This is a genomic window from Streptomyces sp. NPDC058157 (genome assembly GCF_042884105.1).
Lineage (GTDB): Bacteria > Actinomycetota > Actinomycetes > Streptomycetales > Streptomycetaceae > Streptomyces.
The window spans coordinates 1-18,524 of the sequence record NZ_JBHVUQ010000083.1 but is presented as its reverse complement, the minus strand read 5'-3'; the positions used below and the strand labels follow the sequence as shown (position 1 = coordinate 18,524).

The window sequence follows — 18,524 nt, the reverse complement described above, 5'->3', positions numbered from 1 at the left end:
TGCCTCCTCACCCTGGAGCCCCGGCCCGTGAGCAGCTCCCCGGCTTCGCTGCCGCCGCCCGTCCTGCCGTACGGGCGGCCCCCGCTGCGCGCCGTCCAGGTCCTCGGCGGCGCGGGCGCGGGCAGCAGCGCCCACGTGCGCTCCCTCACCACGGGGCTCGCGGCCCGCGGGGTGAGCGTCACCGTGTGCGCCCCCGTCGCCGCCGAGGGGGAGTACGACTTCACCGGCGCCGGCGCGGAGTTCACCCCCGACGCGGGCAGCGCCCTGCGGGCCGCCTGCGCCGGGGCGGACGTGGTGCACGCCCACGGCGTCCGCGCCGGGATGCGGGCCGCCCTCGCCCTGCGGGGCCGCGGCCGGCGCGCCCCGCTGGTGGTCACCTGGCACGGCGCCGCCCCCGACGTGGGCCCGCTGGGCCGCTTCGGCGGCCTGCTGGAACGTCACGTGGCCCGCGCCGCGGCGGTGGTCCTCGGCGCCTCCTCCGACCAGGTCGACCACGCCCGCCTGCGCGGTGCACGCGACGCCCGCCTCGCGGCGGTCGCCGTCCCCGCCGCCCCGGCCCGGCCCGACACGGGCAAGACCCGGGCCGAACTGGGCGTGGTGGAACGCCCCCTGGTCATCGCGGTCGGCAGCCTGGTGGCCCGCCGCGGCTACTCGTTCCTGCTGGACGCCGCCCGCAGCTGGCGGGACCTGGAGCCGGCCCCGCTGCTGCTGATCGCGGGGGAGGGCCCCCTGCGCCCGGAGCTGGCCCGCCGCATCGAAACGGAGAACCTCCCGGTGCGCCTCCTGGGCCGCCGCCGCGACGCCGACCGGCTGCTGGCGGCGGCCGACGTGGCCGTCCTCCCCAGCCGCTGGGAGGGCCGCTCCCTGCTGGCGCAGGAGGCCCTGCGGGCCGGGGTCGCCCTGGTGGCGACGGAAGTCGGCGGAGTCCCGGAACTCGTCGGCGACGCGGCGGTCCTGGTCCCGTACGGCGACGCGACCGCCCTGGCGGCCGCGGTGGCCACCCTCCTCGACGACCCGGACCGCCGAGCCGCCCTCGCCGTCGCCGGCCGCGCCCAGGCGGCGACCTGGCCGTCGGAGGACGACACGGTGGCCCAGATCCTCTCGGTCTACGACGAACTGATGGAACGCCAACGCCCCTGACCCCGCCGGAGTACCGCCCCATGGCCGACCGCACGGCTTCGATCACCGCCTACTGGAACGCCGCCGCGGCGGCCTTCGACGACGAGCCCGACCACGGACTACGGGACGACCACACGCGTGCCGCATGGTCCGCACTCCTGAGCTCCTGGATGCCCTCCGCCCCGTCCGACGTCCTCGACGTCGGCTGCGGCACGGGGTCGCTCTCTCTGCTGCTGGCCGAGGCCGGACACCGGGTGACCGGAGTCGACGTCGCCCTGCGCATGATCGAACAGGCCCGCCTGAAGTTCGGCACCGCCGGCCTCGAAGCCTGCTTCCTGGTCGGTGACGCCATGAAGCCTCCGACGCCGGGAGGGCGCTTCGACGCGCTGCTGTCCCGGCACCTGATGTGGACACTGCCCGATCCGGAGGCCGCGCTGCGCGAGTGGGTGACCCGGCTGCGTCCGGGAGGACGGCTGGTGCTGGTCGAGGGCCGGTGGCGGGAGGCCGACCAGAGCGACGTCCCGTACGTGCCCGGCGCCGCATCACTGCCGTGGAACGGCGGGATCCGCGCCGAAGCCCTGGCCGCGGTCGTACGTCCGTTCGTCTCCGGCCTCCACGTCGAGCCGCTCAGCGGCAACCCGGCCCTTTGGGGCGGCGAGGTGGACGACGAACGCTACGCGCTGATCGCCGACCTGTGACGCCTCCCCGACCCCCAGGACGCGGTACCGGCCCCGGACGGCGGCCGGACGCCGGGACGAGAGGAGCGCGTGGCGATCCGGGGCGCCCCCTCACGACGCCGGTGAGGCGTGCCTTCGTGCGCGGAGGGCCAGGCTCAGGGACAGGACCGTTTCCGGGTCGTCCAGGTCCGTGCCCAGCAGCTCCGAGATGCGGGCCAGGCGGTTGTACAGGGTCTGGCGGTTCAGGTGCAGCTCCCGGGCCGTCTCCGCCTTGCGCCCCGCGTGGGCCAGGTACGTCTCCAGGGTGGGCAGCAGCGGCGGCCGGGACGTGGCGTCGTGGGTGCGCAGGGCGCCGATCGCCCGGTCCACGAACGCCGCCAGGTCCGGGTGCTCCCGCAGCCGCCACAGCAGCAGGTCGATGTCCAGGCGCCGGGCGTCGTACCAGGGCCGGGCCGGCAGGCCGTGCGCGGCGGTGGCCGTCTCCGCCGCGTGCCGCAGGCCCGCCGAGGCCGCCGCCCAGCTGCCCGAGACGCCGACCACCACCACCGGCGGGGCCCCGGCCCGGTCGAGGCCGGCCCGTTCCACCCCGGCCCGCAGCGCGGCGGCGACCCGGTCGGCGACGGCCGTGCGCTCCGACTCCGCCCGCAGCGACACCAGCAGCGGCACCCGTCCTTCCACCGGGCGCACGCCCAGCAGCACCGGCACCCCGACCGAGGACAGCTCCTCCTGCACCGCCCGGGCCAGCACCGACCAGTTCCCGGACGGGACCAGCTCCGAGGACAGCCGCATGACCAGGGGCAGCAGCGGCCCGCCCCCGGGCCGGAAGCCCAGGACCTTCGCCTGCGCCGGGGCGTCCTCCGCCGAGATCCGCCCCTCCGCCAGGTCCGTCAGGAAGTCGCCCCGGCCGCGCGCGGCGAGCTCCTCCTCCTGCCGGGCCTGCATCAGGACCACCGCCAGCACCCCCGCCGTCCGCTCGGCCGCCATCCGGTGGACCGGGAGCAGCGGCGCCGAGACCCCCACCAGCACGACCCGCGCCCGCACCGAGCCCGTCCCGTGGCCACCGCCCGGCACGTCGACCACCACCGCGTTCGCCGGCGGCTCGGCCGCCCGCTGTCCCCGCAGCCCCTCCCACACCTGGAGCGGATCGGCCGCGGCCTCCCCGGCCACCGGCCCGGCAGCGTAGAGCAGTTGGCCGTCCGGGGTCTCCAGGAAGACCGGGTTGGCGGTGAAGTCGGCCAGGATGCGCAGTACCTGCGGGATCCCGCCGCCCCCCAACAGGGCCTCCGTGCACCGCCGGTGGACCTCCTCGGCCCGCTGGAGGAGTGCGTAGTGGTGGTTGACGATCTCGGTGTGGATCTCCTCCGTCACGGCGACGAAGGGGACTTCCCGGTGCAGCTGGACCAGCGGCAGCCCGGCCGTCCGCGCGGTCTCCACCAGGGTCGCCGGGAGCCGGGTGAAGCGGGGCCCGAGCTCCACGACCAGCGCGGCGATGCCCCGGTCCGCGAGACGTCGTACGAAGGCGCGCTGCTCGGCGGGCCGGGTGCCCAGCCCCAGCCCCGTGGTCAGCAGCAGCTCGCCGCCCTTGAGCAGCGACGCGATGTTCGGCACCTCGCCCGCGTGCACCCAGCGCACGGTCCGCCCGAGACGGTCGGCGCATGCCACCACCTCCGGCAGTCCGCTGCGCAGTCCCGGCAGCTCCAGCGCCCGCTGAACGGTGATCCCGCCCTGGTTGTCCATATCGCGGGACGCTACCGGCCGCCCTGTTGCGAGGACATCACCGGGTGGCTACGGAGTCCGTCATGTCCCCCCGTCGGACCGACAACTCGTCGTTCCGCCAAGGCGATTATCGGACCGCGTGCCGATTGTGGCGTGCGTCACGCGGGTGCAGAGTGACGGCCTCGCGAACGCCCTCCCGACAGGAACGAGGACGACCCCATGAGCAGAGCCGGCGCCACACCCCCGCCCACCGCCCCCGGGGCACCGGGCGCACCCCCCGTCCAGCGTCTCAAGGCCAACTCCGTAGGCCTCGTCGGCGTGGTCTTCATGGCCGTCGCGACCGCCGCGCCGATCACCGCGATGACCGGCAACCTCCCCATCGCCGTCGGCTTCGGCAACGGCACCGGCGCCCCTGCGGGCTACCTCTTCGCCACCCTCGTCCTGACCGTCTTCGCCGTCGGCTACGTCGCGATGGCCAAGCGGATCACCGCCGCCGGCGCCTTCTACGGCTACATCTCGCACGGCCTCGGCCGGATCGCCGGCATGGCCTCCGGGATGCTCGCCGTCCTCGCCTACGTGGTCTTCGAGGCCTCCATCGTCGGCGTCTTCTCCTACTTCGCCCAGACCACCGTCCACGACCAGCTCGGCGTCGACCTGCCCTGGATCCTCTACGCGGCCGCGATGCTCGCCGTCACCGCCGTCCTCGCCCACTTCGACATCAACCTCACCGCCAAGGCCCTCGGGGTGATGCTCGTCGCGGAGATCGCCGTCCTCTTCGCGGTGGCCACCGCCGTTCTGGTGGCCGGCGGCGGCCCCGACGGGATCCCCGTCGAGCCCGTCAATCCGAAGAACGCCTTCACCGGCACCTCCGCCGGCCTCGGCCTCTTCTTCGCCTTCTGGTCCTGGGTCGGCTTCGAGTCCACCGCCATGTACGGGGAGGAGTCCCGCGACCCCAAGCGGGTCATCCCCCGGGCCACCCTCGTCTCCGTCGTCGGCGTCGGCCTCTTCTACATCTACGTCTCCTGGATGACCATCGCCGGCAACGGCCTGGCGAAGTCCGTCGAGCTGTCCGCCTCCGCCAGCCCTCTCGACCTGTTCTTCGCCCCCGCCCACCAGTTCATCGGGGCCTGGGCCGTCGACGCCTTCCAGTGGCTGCTGCTCACCGGCTCCTTCGCCTGCGGGATGGCCTTCCACCAGTGCGCCGCCCGCTACCTCTACGCCATCGGCCGCGAGGGCTTCCTGCACCCCGCCCTCGGCCGCACCCACCCCCGGCACGGCTCCCCGTACCTCTCCTCCGTCGTCCAGACCGTCATCGCCACCGCCCTGGTCGCCGGCTTCTGGCTCACCGGCCAGGACCCCTACCTGCACCTCTACACCCTGCTCGCGATCCTCGGCACGATGGCCATCCTGATCGTGCAGACCCTGTGCTCCTTCGCGGTCATCGGCTACTTCCGCCGCAACCACCCCGAGGACCGGCACTGGTTCAAGACCTTCACCGCCCCGCTGCTCGGCGGGATCGGGATGACCGCCGTCGTGGTCCTGCTCGTCCTCAACATGCAGACCGCGGCCGGAGCCGCCGCCGGCTCCCTCTTCTTCAAGCTGATCCCCTGGATCGTCGGCGCCGTCTTCTTCGGCGGCCTCGGCCTGGGCCTCTGGCTCAAGCGGAAGGCCCCCGAACGCTACGAGATCATCGGCCGGATCGTCCTGGAGGACGCCGCCGAGCGCACCGGCGAACCCGCCCCGTCCGACCCCGCCGCCGCGACGACCGTCTGAGGAGCCCCGCCATGGCCCGTACGCCGCTCATGCACGCCCTGCGCCGGATCGCCGCCGACCACGCAGCCGCCCGCCGGCTCGGCCTGCCCGTGGCCGAGGTGCGCGGCTCCTCCCGCCGTGAACTCCTCGCCCGGGCCGCCGCCCTCGGCCTCACCGCCGCACTGGCCCCCGCCACCCTCGCCCGCGCCGCCACCCCCGCCCCCGACCCCGCGCCCGCCAAGAGACCCTCGGGCCCCGTCCGCGTCGCCGTCGTCGGCGCCGGCATCTCCGGCCTCACCGCCGCCCTCACCCTCCAGGACGCCGGCATCCCCTGCACCCTCTACGAGGCCAACCCGGACCGCGTCGGCGGCCGCATGTGGACCCAGCGCGACCACTGGGCGTACGGGCAGACCTCCGAGATCGGCGGCGAGCTCGTCGACACCGGCCACAAGAAGATCCAGGAACTGTGCCGCCGCTTCGGCCTCCCCCTGGAGGACTTCCTCGGCGGCGGACCCAACGGGGCCGAGGAAGTCCTCTGGTTCAACGGGACGTACTACTCCCGCACCCAGGCCGACGAGGACTTCAAGGCCGTCTACCAGGCCCTGCGCCGCGACCTCCAGCAAGCCGGCGAGGTCTCCTGGAACTCCTCCACACCCGCCGGCACGGCCCTCGACGACATGACCCTGTACGAGTGGATCGAGACCCGGATCCCCGGCGGCCACCAGTCGCAGCTCGGCCGCTTCGTCGACGTCGCCTACAACGTCGAGTACGGCGCCGACACCCAGCAGCAATCCGCCCTCGCCCTGGTCCTGCTGATGGGCTACCAGCCCAACCCGGGCAACTTCAACGTCTGGGGCCTGTCCAACGAGCGCTACCACGTCGTCGGCGGCAACGACCGCCTCCCCCACGCCATCGCCGCCGCCCTGAACCCCGGCACCCTGGTCATGGGCCGCGCCCTGACCGCCGTACGCGCCAACGCCGACGGCACCCAGACCCTCACCTTCGACGACTCCGGTGCCGTGCGCACCGCCACCGCCGACCACACCGTCCTCTGCCTCCCCCTGCCGGTCCTCCAGCGCCTCGACACCACCCAGGCGGGCTTCGACCCCCTCATGCGCAACCTGCTGCGCGACGCCCGGATGGGCTACTGCACCAAGCTCAACATGCAGTTCACCGCCCGCCCCTGGCGCGGCACCGGCCCCTGGCCCGGGACCTCCGCCGGAGAGTGCTTCACCGACTCCACCGTCCAGCAGACCTGGGACACCACCAAGGTCCAGCCCGGCACCGGCGGCATCCTGCTCCAGTACGGCGGCGGCTCCCTCGCCGGGGCGCTCACCCCGGGCAGCCCCTTCGCCACCGAGGCCGACCCCTACGTCCGCGACCTCGCCGGCCGGGTCCTGACCGGGATCGACTCCTTCTTCCCCGGCACCAAGGCGGTGTGGACGGGCCGCGCCCAGCTCTCCGCCTGGCACCGCAACCCCTACTCCCTGGGCGCCTACTCGTACTGGCCCACCGGCTACCTCCACCGCTACGCCAAGTACGAGGGCACCGCGCAGGGCAACGTCCACATCGGCGGCGAGCACTGCAGCTACGACTTCCAGGGCTTCATGGAGGGCGGCGCCACCGAGGGCGAGCGGGCCGCCCGGGAGGTGATCGCCGCCCTCACCTGAGAAGGGCTCAGACCGGCGGGATGTTGTGGTTGAAGCGGAAGACGTTGTCCGGGTCGTACTCCCGCTTCAGCCGCGCCAGCCGCCGCATGTTGTCGGCGCCCAGCCCGGCCACCACCCGGTCCGCGCCCTCGTCACCGGTGAAGTTCAGGTACACCGCGCCGGTCGACCACGGCTGGACGTCGGCGCGGACGTCCCTGACCCACCGGACCACCCGCTCGTCGTCCGCGGGGTCCTCCCACATCCCGAACGGGTGCACCGCCCACGGCGCGTCCCGGTACGGCACCGGGTAGTCCTCCTTCGCCGCCGCGATCGCCCCGCCCTGCGGCCACACCACGTGCTGGGTGCCGGTCGGCACCGGCATCGAGGCGGCCCGGGCGCAGAACACGTCCACGAACGCGTCGGGCGCCCCGGTCAGGTACTCCGCCGACCAGTAGTTCCGCAGCCCCGGCGGATCGTCGAGCATGCACTGCAGCTCCGCGTACGGGATGGCCGTGACGACCTCCGCCTCGTGCGGGATCGCCAGCAGCGGGCCGGCGAGCCGCCGCAGCTCCTCCTCGGGCCCCGCGTAGGTCACCAGCGCACCGGCCAGCAGCAGCCCGACCAGGTGCGGGGGGACGAACGGCGCGGGCGGCCCGGTCAGGTACAGGGCGCCGCCGCCGGCCTCGTCCGGACCGGACTCGATGACGTCCCGGTACGTGCGGATCACCTCGGGCCCGCGCTCCGGCAGGTAGAAGACCATGGCGATGGACAGGGCCGGCAGCTCGTGCAGCCGCAGCGTCAGCGAGGTGGCGATGCCGAAGTTCCCGCCGCCGCCGTGCAGCCCCCAGAACAGCTCCGGATGCTCCTCGGTCGTGACGTCCAGCAGCTCGCCGTCGGCCGTGACCAGCTCCACGCCCAGCAGGTTGTCCACCGCCAGGCCGAACTTCCGGTCCAGCCAGCCCGTGCCACCGCCGAGGACGAAGCCGCCGACGCCCGTGGTGGAGGCCCGGCCCCCGGTGGTCGCCAGCGCGTACGGCTCGCAGGCCCGGTCCAGGTGGCTCATCGTCGCCCCGCCCCCGACCCGGGCGGCCTTCGCCGCCGGATGGACGGTGACCTCGTGCATCCGGCGCAGGTCCACGACCACCCCGCCGTCGTTCAGGGACATCCCGGCCACGCTGTGCCCGCCGCCGCGCACGGCCACCGGCAGGTCCAGCTCCCGGGCGAAGCGCACCGCCGTGACCACGTCGGCCGTGCTCTCGCACTGGGCGATCACCGCGGGCCTGCGGTCGACCATCGCGTTGAAGACCGTCCGGGCCTCGTCGTACCCGGGGTCGTCGGGGGCGAAGACCTCGCCGGCCAGGTCCTCGCGGAGCGCGGCGAGTGCCGTGCCCGCCTTCGAGAGGGGCGCCATGGCCACCCCTCCTTTCCCCAGAAGGGCATGGGACCCCTCCAGGTTAGGCGGGCACGTCCGCCGCCGCGCGCCGTCAGCCCCCGTACGCCCCGCTCGCCGTCAGCCGCAGCGCGGTGTCGATCAGCGGAACGTGGCTGAAGGCCTGCGGGAAGTTCCCGACCTGGCGCTGGAGCTTGGGGTCCCACTCCTCCGCCAGCAGCCCCAGGTCGTTGCGGAGCGAGAGGAGCTTCTCGAAGAGGCGGCGGGCCTCGTCGACCCGGCCGATCATCGCGAGGTCGTCGGCCATCCAGAAGGAACAGGCCAGGAAGGCGCCCTCGTCCCCCTCCAGGCCGTCCACGCCGGCCTCCTCGCCGGCGGTCGGGTAGCGCAGGATGAACCCGTCCGGGGTGGACAGCTCGCGCTGGATCGCCTCGATGGTGCCGATGACCCGCTTGTCGTCGGGGGGCAGGAAGCCCATCTGCGGGATCAGCAGCAGCGAGGCGTCCAGCTCCCGGGAGCCGTAGGACTGGGTGAAGGTGTTGCGCTCCGGGTCGTAGCCCTTCTCGCACACGTCCGCGTGGATCTCGTCGCGCAGCGCCCGCCAGCGCTCCAGCGGGCCGTCCGCGTCACCGCTCTCGATCAGCTTGATCGTGCGGTCGACGGCCACCCACGCCATCACCTTCGAGTGCACGAAGTGCCGGCGCGGGCCGCGCACCTCCCAGATGCCCTCGTCCGGCTCGTTCCAGTGGATCTCCAGGTAGCGGATCAGCTTGAGCTGGAGCACCGAGGCGTAGTCGTTGCGGGCCAGGCCGGTCATGTGGCCCAGGTGCAGGGCCTCGGTGACCTCGCCGTACACGTCGAGCTGGAGCTGGTGGGCGGCGCCGTTGCCGACGCGCACGGGGGCCGAGTTCTCGTAGCCGGGCAGCCAGTCGAGCTCCGTCTCGCCGAGCTCCCGCTCGCCCGCGATCCCGTACATGATCTGCAGGTTCTCCGGGTCGCCGGCGACCGCGCGCAGCAGCCAGTCCCGCCAGGCCGCGGCCTCGCCGCGGTAGCCGGTGCGCAGGAGGGAGGAGAGGGTGATGGCGGCGTCGCGCAGCCAGGTGTAGCGGTAGTCCCAGTTGCGGACCCCGCCGATCTCCTCCGGCAGGGAGGTGGTCGGCGCGGCGACGATCCCGCCCGTGGGGGCGTACGTCAGCGCCTTGAGGGTGATCAGGGAGCGGATCACCGCCTCCCGGTAGGGCCCGTGGTACGTGCACAGGTCGACCCACTCGCGCCAGAACTCGGTCGTGGCCTCCAGCGCCGCCTCGGCCTCGGGGGCCTGCGGGGCCCCCAGGTGGGAGGGCTGCCAGCTGATGGCGAAGGCCACCCGGTCGCCCGGGGCGACGGTGAAGTCCGAGTAGGTCGTCAGGTCCTTGCCGTAGGTGTCGGCGTCGGCGTCGAGCCACACGGAGTCCGGGCCCGCGACGGCCACGGTCCGGCCCTCCACCTTGTGCACCCAGGGCACGACCCGCCCGTAGCTGAAGCGCATCCGCAGCGCCGAGCGCATCGGGACGCGCCCGCTGACGCCCTCGACGATGCGGATGAGCTGCGGTGCGTGCCCCTCGCGGGGCGGCATGAAGTCGATGACGCGGACGGTCCCGCGCGGGGTGTCCCACTCCGACTCCAGCACCAGCGAGTCGCCCCGGTAGCGGCGGCGGGTCGCCTTGGGCGGCTCCGTCCCCGGCGGGAACGACGGGCCGATCCGCCAGAACCCGTGTTCATCGGTGCCCAGAAGGCTCGCGAAGACGGCATGGGAGTCGAAGCGGGGCAGGCACAGCCAGTCCACCGCTCCGTCCCGGCAGACCAGCGCCGCGGTCTGCATGTCCCCGATCAGTGCGTAATCCTCGATGCGCCCGGACACGTTGCTCTCCAGTCGAACGGCCACGTCCGCCCCGTAGGGCGCTTGCATTGCGCTGTCGCGCGGTCTCCTGTGCGCAGGGATCCCCGCGTCGAGTCCTACATTGCCGGAACCGGCGTTGTTACGCCGTTCGCCGGACTGCTCGGCGGCGATGTGCAGCGGTATCCGAGCAAGTTATGAGCGCACCCTAGTGATCTCCTTAAGTATTGGGACAATGTCACTCGGCCGAACGGGTGACCTGGAGGAACGCGGCCGCCGGACGGCGCCGCGGGGCCGCGGGCCGGGGCGCCGCGCAGCGCGCCCGGAGGCGGACCGTCCCGGGCGCTGATAGGCTGGTACCCCGTGGACCGGTGGTCTGCCTGTGCGAATCAGGAGCCCCGAAACCGCAGCTTCGGCGCCCCCGGAAACGGGAGAAGTCGCCGGACGCACCTCACCTCGCGACCACGGGAGCCCCCTCTTGGCGATGCCGCCCAAATCCATGACGACCAAGCACATCTTCGTCACCGGGGGTGTCGCTTCGTCCCTCGGCAAGGGCCTGACGGCCTCCAGCCTGGGTGCGCTGCTCAAGGCGCGCGGCCTGCGGGTCACGATGCAGAAGCTCGACCCGTACCTGAACGTCGACCCCGGCACGATGAACCCGTTCCAGCACGGTGAGGTGTTCGTCACCAACGACGGCGCCGAGACCGACCTGGACATCGGCCACTACGAGCGCTTCCTCGACGTCGACCTCGACGGCTCGGCCAACGTCACCACCGGCCAGGTCTACTCGCAGGTCATCGCCAAGGAGCGGCGCGGCGAGTACCTCGGTGACACCGTGCAGGTCATCCCGCACATCACCAACGAGATCAAGCACCGCATCCGCCGCATGGCCACCGACGACGTCGACGTGGTCATCACGGAGGTCGGCGGCACGGTCGGCGACATCGAGTCCCTGCCGTTCCTGGAGACCGTCCGCCAGGTCCGCCACGAGGTCGGCCGCGACAACGTCTTCGTCGTGCACATCTCGCTGCTGCCCTACATCGGCCCCTCCGGCGAGCTGAAGACCAAGCCGACCCAGCACTCCGTCGCGGCGCTGCGCAACATCGGCATCCAGCCCGACGCGATCGTGCTGCGCGCCGACCGCGACGTCCCCACCTCCATCAAGCGCAAGATCTCGCTGATGTGCGACGTGGACGAGGCGGCCGTGGTGGCGGCGATCGACGCCAAGTCGATCTACGACATCCCGAAGGTGCTGCACACCGAGGGCCTGGACGCCTACGTCGTCCGCAAGCTCGACCTGCCCTTCCGCGACGTCGACTGGACGGTGTGGGAGGACCTGCTGGACCGCGTCCACAACCCCGACCACGAGGTCAAGGTCGCGCTGGTCGGCAAGTACATCGACCTGCCGGACGCCTACCTGTCGGTGACCGAGGCGCTGCGCGCCGGCGGCTTCGCCAACCGGGCCCGCGTCCAGATCAAGTGGGTCACCTCCGACGACTGCAAGACCCCGGCCGGCGCCGCCGCGCAGCTGTCCGACGTGGACGCGATCTGCGTCCCCGGCGGCTTCGGCGACCGCGGTGTGAACGGCAAGGTCGGCGCGATCACCTACGCCCGCGAGAACAAGATCCCGCTGCTCGGCCTGTGCCTGGGCCTGCAGTGCGTGGTCATCGAGGCCGCGCGCAACCTGGCGGGCATCGAGGAGGCGAACTCCACCGAGTTCGAGCCCTCCACCCCGCACCCGGTCATCTCGACCATGGAGGAGCAGCTGGCCTTCGTCGAGGGCGCGGGCGACCTGGGCGGAACGATGCGCCTGGGCATGTACCCGGCCAAGCTGGCCGAGGGCTCCATCGTGCGCGAGGTCTACGGCGACCAGGCGTACGTGGACGAGCGCCACCGCCACCGCTACGAGGTCAACAACGCCTACCGCGGCGAGCTGGAGAAGAAGGCCGGCCTGGTCTTCTCCGGCACCTCCCCGGACAACAAGCTCGTCGAGTACGTCGAGTACCCGCGCGAGGTGCACCCCTACCTGGTGGCCACCCAGGCCCACCCGGAGCTCCGCTCCCGCCCGACCCGGCCGCACCCGCTGTTCGCGGGCCTGGTCAAGGCCGCGGTGGAGCGCAAGCAGCAGGGCTGACGCTCGGTAACGTAGACGGCCGGGGTACGGATCTTCCGTACCCCGGCCGTCGCGCGTTGTGGGAGGACATCGGCATGGACATCAAGGACACCCCGGAATCCTGGGAGACGCTGTCGACCAGGCGGCCGTTCCAGGGCGCCAAGACGGCGGTGGACTCCGAGGAGGTGCGGATGCCGGACGGGTCCGTGGCCCGGCGCGACTTCCAGGTGCACCCGGGGTCGGTGTGCGTGCTCGCCCTGGACCGGGAGGGGCGGGTGCTGGTGATCAACCAGTACCGGCACCCGGTGCGGCGCAGGCTGTGGGAGCTGCCGGCCGGGCTGCTCGACGTCCCCGGCGAGAACCCGCTGCACGCGGCGCAGCGGGAGCTGTACGAGGAGGCGCACGTCAAGGCGGGGGACTGGCGGGTGCTCGCCGACTTCTACGCCTCGCCGGGCGGCTCCGACGAGGCGGTCCGGATCTTCCTCGCGCGGGACGTGGCGGAGGCGGACGGGGAGCGGTACGCGGAGACGGACTCCGAGGAGGCCGACATGCGGGTGGAGTGGGTGGAGCGGGCCGGTCTCGTCCGGGGCGTCCTCGCCGGCGAGCTCGGGAACGCGGCGCTGGTGACGGGCGTGCTGGCCCTGTCCGCCGCCCTCGCCGGCGACGGCCTCGACGCCCTCCGCCCGGCCGAGGCCCCGTGGCCGGCCCGGCCGTACGAGGCGTAGCCGAGCCTTGGCGGGGCCGCTGCGCGGAGCCGTCTCCGCGCAGCGGTACCCGTGTCCACCCCCGGACGGGATTAGTAGGCCCATCCGCTGATCCGATCGGGCGATCTATGGGCCACGCTCCACACGGCCCGTCGCTCTGCGTGAACTACGCTCAGCAACCCGAAGGCAGGGAGAGGAGCGGATCCGTGGCGGATTTCGTCGGGCGGCGGCGTGAGCTGAAGGAGCTGCGCGAGGACATCGCGCGGACCGGGCTCGACACCCTCTCCGGCCGCAAGGCCAAGTCGCCCCGCGCGCGGGTGCTGCTCGTCGCCGGACGCCCCGGCTCCGGCCGGACCGCCCTCGCCGAGGCCTTCGTGCGGGAGGTGGCCGACGACTACCCCGACGGCCTGGTCCGCGTCCGGCTCACCGCCCCCGGCGGCGAGCCCCTGGAGACCGAGCGGGCCGTCCGCACCCTGCTGGAGGGCCTGGGGGAGCGCACCCCGCCCGGCGCCGGCGAGGACGACCTCAGCGCGGCCCTGCGCGAGACCCTCAGGAACCGGCGGGCGATCCTGCTGCTCGACGACGCCGCCGACCCCCACCAGGTCGACGCCCTGCTCCCCGACACCCCCGAGTGCCTGGTCGTGGTCACCGCCGAGGGCCCCCTCACCGGCATCCCCGACGTCCGCCCCTGCACCCTCGGCGGGCTGGACACCGGCTCCGCCGTCGCCCTGCTCGCCCGGATCATCGGGGACACCCGGATCACCGTCGACCCGACCGCCGCCGAGGACCTCGCCGAGGAGTGCGGGGCCCTGCCCGCCGTGCTCACCCTGGCGGGCGGCTGGCTCGCCACCCACCCCAAGGCCGCCGTCGCCGACCTGGCCAAGCAGCTCCACGAGATGCCCCCGGGCACCTCCGGCCCGCTCGGCCGCGCCTTCCGGATCGTCTACGAGTCCCTCCCGCAGCCCGCCCAGCGCACGGTGCGCCTGCTGCCGCTCGCCCCCGCCGGGATCCTCGACTCGCACACCGCCTCCGCCCTCGCGGGCTGCTCCGTGGCCGCGGCCCAGTCCACCCTGGAGGACTTCGCCCGGCTGGGCCTCGTCCGGCACGACCGGGACGGTCTCTTCCGGCTCCCCGGCTGCCTCGCGCCCTTCCTGCGGGCCCTCCTGGAGTCCAAGGAGCGGCCCGCCGAGGTGCAGCTGGCCCGGGCCCGGATGCTGGAGCGGACCGTGCGCCTGCTGACCTCCTGCCGGGCCGTGGCCGAGCTGCCGGAGGAGGAGGCAGCCGAGGCCAGGGAGGCCCTGGACGGACTCCCGCGCGCCCTCCGCTTCCCCGACCGGCGGGCCGCCGCCACCTGGCTCGACACCCGGCTGCCCGCGCTCACCGCCTCCGCCACCCTGGCCGTGGCCGACGGCGGCCTGGACACCCTGGCCCGCAGACTGGTCTCCGCGCTGGTCCGGGCCCTGGCCGCGCACCGCGGCACCGAGGCCGCCGCCCCCGAGCTGTACGGGCTGCACCGGCTCGTCCTCGGCGTGGCCGAGCGCCGCCACCTGCACCGGGAGCAGGCCGCGGCCCTGCTGAACCTGGCCGACCTGGACGCCGCGACCGGCCGCACCACCGAGGCCCTGGAGCGCTACCGGGCCGCGCTCGCCGCCGGAAAGGCGGCGAAGGACCCGTACGCGACCGGCCGCGCGATGGAATCCGTAGGCGGCGCGTACCAGGAGCTGAGGGACTGGCCGCGGGCCTCCGACTGGTTCGGCCGCGCCCTGGCCCACGCCCATGCCCGCAGCGAGCGCGCGGACGAGGCCCGGCTGTACGGGCGGCTCGGCAACGTGCACACCTACGCGGGCCGCTACGGGGAGGCGCTGCGCAGCTGGCGCGCGGCCGCCGCGGGCTACCGCCGGCTGGCCGATGTCCCGGGCCAGGCAAAGGCGTTGAGCGAGATGGCGCGCGTCCAGGAGTACGCCGGACGGCCCGAGGAATCGCTGCACACCTGCCGTGAGGCGATCGAGCTCGCACGCCGCGGCGGGGACGTGCGGCTGCAGGCCGCGCTGCAGGTCCGGCTGGCCGACACGCTGGACCGGCTCGGCGACCCGGCGGCCGCCCGGCTGCACCGGTCGGCGGCCGACAGATTGCTGGGAGATGACCCCGCAGCCTGCGAAATCCGCAGTGGCTCCGACTGAAATTATTGGTTTGCAAGGCTAGACAGCGCCTCATCCTTCATTAGACTGGCTTCACCACGACATCCAGTGGTGCATCCCGTTGCGCGTTCTTGTGGGCGGGTATGTATGGAAGTGCCCCGTAACATCCCCTGAGTCAAGGACCGTGATCGACGATGAAGGTCGGCATCCCCCGCGAGGTCAAGAACAACGAGTTCCGGGTCGCCATCACGCCCGCCGGCGTGCATGAGCTGGTCCGCAACGGCCACCAGGTCTTCATCGAGCAGAACGCCGGTGTGGGCTCCTCGATCACGGACGCCGAGTACGTCTCCGCCGGTGCCGAGATCCTCGGCACCGCGGACGAGGTCTGGGCGACCGCCGACCTGCTGCTGAAGGTCAAGGAGCCGATCGCGGAGGAGTACCACCGCCTCCGCAAGGACCAGACCCTCTTCACCTACCTGCACCTGGCGGCCTCCCGCGAGTGCACGGACGCCCTGCTGGAGTCCGGCACCACCGCCATCGCGTACGAGACGGTCGAGCTCGCCAACCGCGCGCTGCCGCTCCTCGCCCCGATGTCCGAGGTCGCGGGCCGGCTGGCCCCGCAGGTCGGCGCCTACCACCTGATGCGCTCGGCCGGCGGCCGCGGCGTCCTCCCGGGCGGTGTCCCCGGCACCCACGCCGGCGAGTGCGTGGTCATCGGCGGCGGCGTCTCCGGCTGGAACGCCGTGCAGATCGCCATCGGCATGGGCTTCCACGTGACCCTGCTCGACCGCGACATCAACAAGCTGCGCGAGGCCGACAAGATCTTCGGCACCAAGGTCAAGACGATCGTCTCCAACGCCTACGAGCTGGAGAAGGCCGTCATCGAGGCGGACCTCGTCGTCGGCGCCGTACTGATCCCGGGTGCGAAGGCCCCGAAGCTGGTCACCAACGAGCTCGTCGCCAAGATGAAGCCCGGAAGTGTCCTTGTCGACATTGCCATCGACCAGGGCGGCTGCTTCGAGGACTCCCGTCCGACCACCCACGCCGAGCCGACCTTCACGGTCCACAACTCGGTCTTCTACTGCGTCGCCAACATGCCGGGCGCGGTGCCGAACACCTCCACCTACGCGCTGACCAACGCCACGCTGCCCTACATCGTGCAGCTCGCGAACCTCGGCTGGGTCGAGGCGCTCCGTCGTGACCCGGCGCTCGGCCTGGGCCTCAACACCCATGACGGCAAGGTCGTTTACGGCCCCGTCGCCGAGGCCCACAACCTCGAGTCCGTCGAGCTCAGCGCGCTCCTCGGCTGAACCGTCAACGACTGACGTCAATCTCACGTCTCCGGCCGGACCTTGCCCGCAAGGTCCGGCCGGACGCGTTTGCGGCCCGGCCGCCGAGGCCGTTCAACTCGCCTCGAACGTAACCCTTTAACCCTTTCGCACACCCGCGAAACTTCACAGCGGCAGCGCGCACGCCCTTGACAGAGTGGTGTTCGGTTGCCGACACATCGTGCCGGGTCCGGCGGATTGTGTTGCCGCTGGGCGGTGACACGCCATAGAGTCGCCAACCGTCGGCATGGTGCAACGCTGACCTATCGATAAGTGTCCTGGTCACGTCCGAGGAGGTAAGACGACTTGTGAATGAGTCGACATTTGCTCCTGGAGGTGGTCGAGCAGGGACGCCCGAGGGGACCCAGAGTTCCGCCGGGCTCGAAGCTGTCGGCTCCGTCGCGGTCCGCACCTTCGCAAACCACCAGCACATGACGACGCCCCAAAAGAGCATGGACGGCCTAGACGTGAACTCCACGGCCGGCGACCACAGCGGCGATGCGCCCATTGGTTTCGCCGACTACGACCAGGTGCCCGAGGGGCACTTCTACGACCCCGACGCGGAGTACGAGCCCGACCCCGAGTACGCGGCCACCCTCGCGCCCGACGCTGCCCGCCAGCGCCGTGAGCGCATCGGCCCGACCGGGCGTCCGCTGCCGTACTTCCCGATCCCGGGCCCGCTGACCGACCACGGTCCGGCGAAGATCATCGCGATGTGCAACCAGAAGGGCGGCGTCGGCAAGACCACGTCGACCATCAACCTGGGTGCCGCGCTCGCCGAGTACGGCCGGCGGGTCCTCCTCGTCGACTTCGACCCGCAGGGCGCGCTGTCCGTGGGCCTCGGCGTGAACCCGATGGAACTCGACCTGACGGTCTACAACCTGCTCATGGAGCGGGGCATGTCGGCCGACGAGGTGCTGCTCAAGACCGCGGTCCCCAACATGGACCTGCTGCCGAGCAACATCGACCTGTCCGCCGCCGAAGTGCAGTTGGTCAGCGAGGTCGCGCGCGAGTCGACGCTCCAGCGGGCGCTCAAGCCGCTGATGAACGACTACGACTACATCGTGATCGACTGTCAGCCCTCGCTCGGCCTGCTGACCGTGAACGCCCTGACGGCGGCTCACAAGGTCATCGTCCCGCTGGAATGCGAGTTCTTCGCACTGCGCGGCGTGGCGCTGCTGACCGAGACCATCGAGAAGGTCCAGGAGCGGCTCAACCCGGAGCTGGAGCTCGACGGCATCCTCGCCACGATGTACGACTCCCGCACGGTGCACAGCCGCGAGGTGCTGGCGCGGGTCGTCGAGGCCTTCGACGACCACGTCTACCACACGGTCATCGGCCGGACGGTGCGCTTCCCGGAGACCACGGTCGCCGGCGAGCCGATCACCACGTACGCCTCCAACTCCGTCGGCGCAGCCGCCTACCGCCAGCTGGCCAGGGAGGTGCTCGCCCGGTGTCCCGCCGAGTGAGTCTGCCCGGAGCCGACGAACTGTTCCGCACGACCGGGGGGATGGCCCTCCAGTCGTCCTCGCCGCGGCGGGGTGCCGAGGAGGCGTCGCCGACGGCGGCGGCGGGCGGCGGTACGGAGCACGCGGTGGCCGCCGCACCGGCGGAGGGCACGGCGAGGACCACCGGGGACGGCCCGGGGGTGGGTGCGCAGCGCAGGCCGCAGGAAGGTTCTGCCAGCGCCGGACCCCGGCAGGGCAAGGGCCAGGGCCGGGGCGCGAACCGCCGGCCGAGCGGGCGCGAGCGGCACGACGAGAAGATCACGGTCTACGTCTCCGCCGAGGAGCTCATGGACCTGGAGCACGCCCGGCTGGTGCTCCGCGGGGAGCACGGGCTCGCGGTCGACCGGGGCCGGATCGTCCGCGAGGCGGTCGCGGTCGTCCTCGCGGACCTCGAGTCGCGCGGCGACGCCAGCATCCTGGTCCGCCGCCTCCGCGGCCGCTAGCCGCCGCCGGCCGCCCGGCCCCGCTGCGCGGAGCATCTCCCCGCCCCGCCCTTCCTCCGTTCCTCCCCCAGCTACCGCTGGGAGGTGCCCCCAGCGCGGGCTGCATATAGC

At 72.9% G+C, this 18,524-nt stretch carries 13 protein-coding genes; 10 read left to right on the top strand and 3 right to left on the bottom strand.

Annotated features, from left to right (window positions below; translation table 11 throughout):
- Window positions 1-27 precede the first annotated feature (27 nt).
- The gene (locus ACFVXK_RS21165) at window positions 28-1,140 is read left to right on the top strand and encodes a glycosyltransferase family 4 protein (protein ID WP_389613858.1); all 1,113 of its coding nucleotides are present in this window, start codon (window positions 28-30) and stop codon (window positions 1,138-1,140) included.
- A gap of 20 nt (window positions 1,141-1,160) precedes the next feature.
- A complete protein-coding gene (locus ACFVXK_RS21160) occupies window positions 1,161-1,817 on the top strand; it encodes a class I SAM-dependent methyltransferase (RefSeq protein WP_389613856.1) in 657 nt (218 codons plus the stop codon).
- Between the two features lie 90 nt (window positions 1,818-1,907).
- Here ACFVXK_RS21160 and ACFVXK_RS21155 read toward each other — a convergent pair whose 3' ends face one another.
- Entirely contained in the window at window positions 1,908-3,533 is a 1,626-nt protein-coding gene (locus ACFVXK_RS21155; protein WP_389613854.1) for a PucR family transcriptional regulator, read from the bottom strand.
- Window positions 3,534-3,731: 198 nt separating this feature from the next.
- Here ACFVXK_RS21155 and ACFVXK_RS21150 point away from each other — a divergent pair, with 198 nt between their 5' ends.
- Window positions 3,732-5,285: an APC family permease gene (locus ACFVXK_RS21150; protein WP_389613851.1), complete on the top strand. Its 1,554-nt coding sequence runs from the start codon at window positions 3,732-3,734 to the stop codon at window positions 5,283-5,285.
- A gap of 11 nt (window positions 5,286-5,296) precedes the next feature.
- The gene (locus ACFVXK_RS21145; protein ID WP_389613848.1) at window positions 5,297-6,934 is read left to right on the top strand and encodes a flavin monoamine oxidase family protein; all 1,638 of its coding nucleotides are present in this window, start codon (window positions 5,297-5,299) and stop codon (window positions 6,932-6,934) included.
- A 7-nt stretch (window positions 6,935-6,941) separates the two neighbouring features.
- Here the strand turns inward: ACFVXK_RS21145 and ACFVXK_RS21140 are convergent, their stop codons facing one another.
- Window positions 6,942-8,324 (bottom strand): FAD-binding protein, encoded by a 1,383-nt coding sequence (locus tag ACFVXK_RS21140; RefSeq protein ID WP_389613846.1) that lies wholly within the window; start codon window positions 8,322-8,324, stop codon window positions 6,942-6,944.
- 73 nt (window positions 8,325-8,397) lie between these two features.
- Window positions 8,398-10,251, bottom strand: coding sequence for a glycoside hydrolase family 15 protein (locus ACFVXK_RS21135; protein ID WP_389613843.1), 1,854 nt, complete (start codon window positions 10,249-10,251; stop codon window positions 8,398-8,400).
- 427 nt (window positions 10,252-10,678) lie between these two features.
- Between ACFVXK_RS21135 and ACFVXK_RS21130 the strand changes: the two genes are divergently transcribed.
- The 6 genes from ACFVXK_RS21130 (at window position 10,679) to ACFVXK_RS21105 (ending at window position 18,413) form a co-directional block, all read left to right on the top strand.
- Complete coding sequence (locus ACFVXK_RS21130; RefSeq protein ID WP_237292739.1) at window positions 10,679-12,313, top strand: CTP synthase; 1,635 nt, start codon at window positions 10,679-10,681, stop codon at window positions 12,311-12,313.
- A 74-nt stretch (window positions 12,314-12,387) separates the two neighbouring features.
- The gene (locus ACFVXK_RS21125; protein ID WP_389613841.1) at window positions 12,388-13,017 is read left to right on the top strand and encodes an NUDIX domain-containing protein; all 630 of its coding nucleotides are present in this window, start codon (window positions 12,388-12,390) and stop codon (window positions 13,015-13,017) included.
- A 107-nt stretch (window positions 13,018-13,124) separates the two neighbouring features.
- Window positions 13,125-15,176 (top strand): tetratricopeptide repeat protein, encoded by a 2,052-nt coding sequence (locus ACFVXK_RS21120; protein ID WP_389613839.1) that lies wholly within the window; start codon window positions 13,125-13,127, stop codon window positions 15,174-15,176.
- 152 nt (window positions 15,177-15,328) lie between these two features.
- Entirely contained in the window at window positions 15,329-16,444 is a 1,116-nt protein-coding gene (ald, locus tag ACFVXK_RS21115; RefSeq protein ID WP_389613836.1) for an alanine dehydrogenase, read from the top strand.
- 449 nt (window positions 16,445-16,893) lie between these two features.
- Complete coding sequence (locus ACFVXK_RS21110; protein WP_237292736.1) at window positions 16,894-17,931, top strand: ParA family protein; 1,038 nt, start codon at window positions 16,894-16,896, stop codon at window positions 17,929-17,931.
- Complete coding sequence (locus ACFVXK_RS21105) at window positions 17,916-18,413, top strand: hypothetical protein (RefSeq protein ID WP_389613834.1); 498 nt, start codon at window positions 17,916-17,918, stop codon at window positions 18,411-18,413. The genes ACFVXK_RS21110 and ACFVXK_RS21105 overlap by 16 nt, the downstream gene beginning before the upstream one ends.
- The last annotated feature ends 111 nt before the right edge of the window (window positions 18,414-18,524 follow it).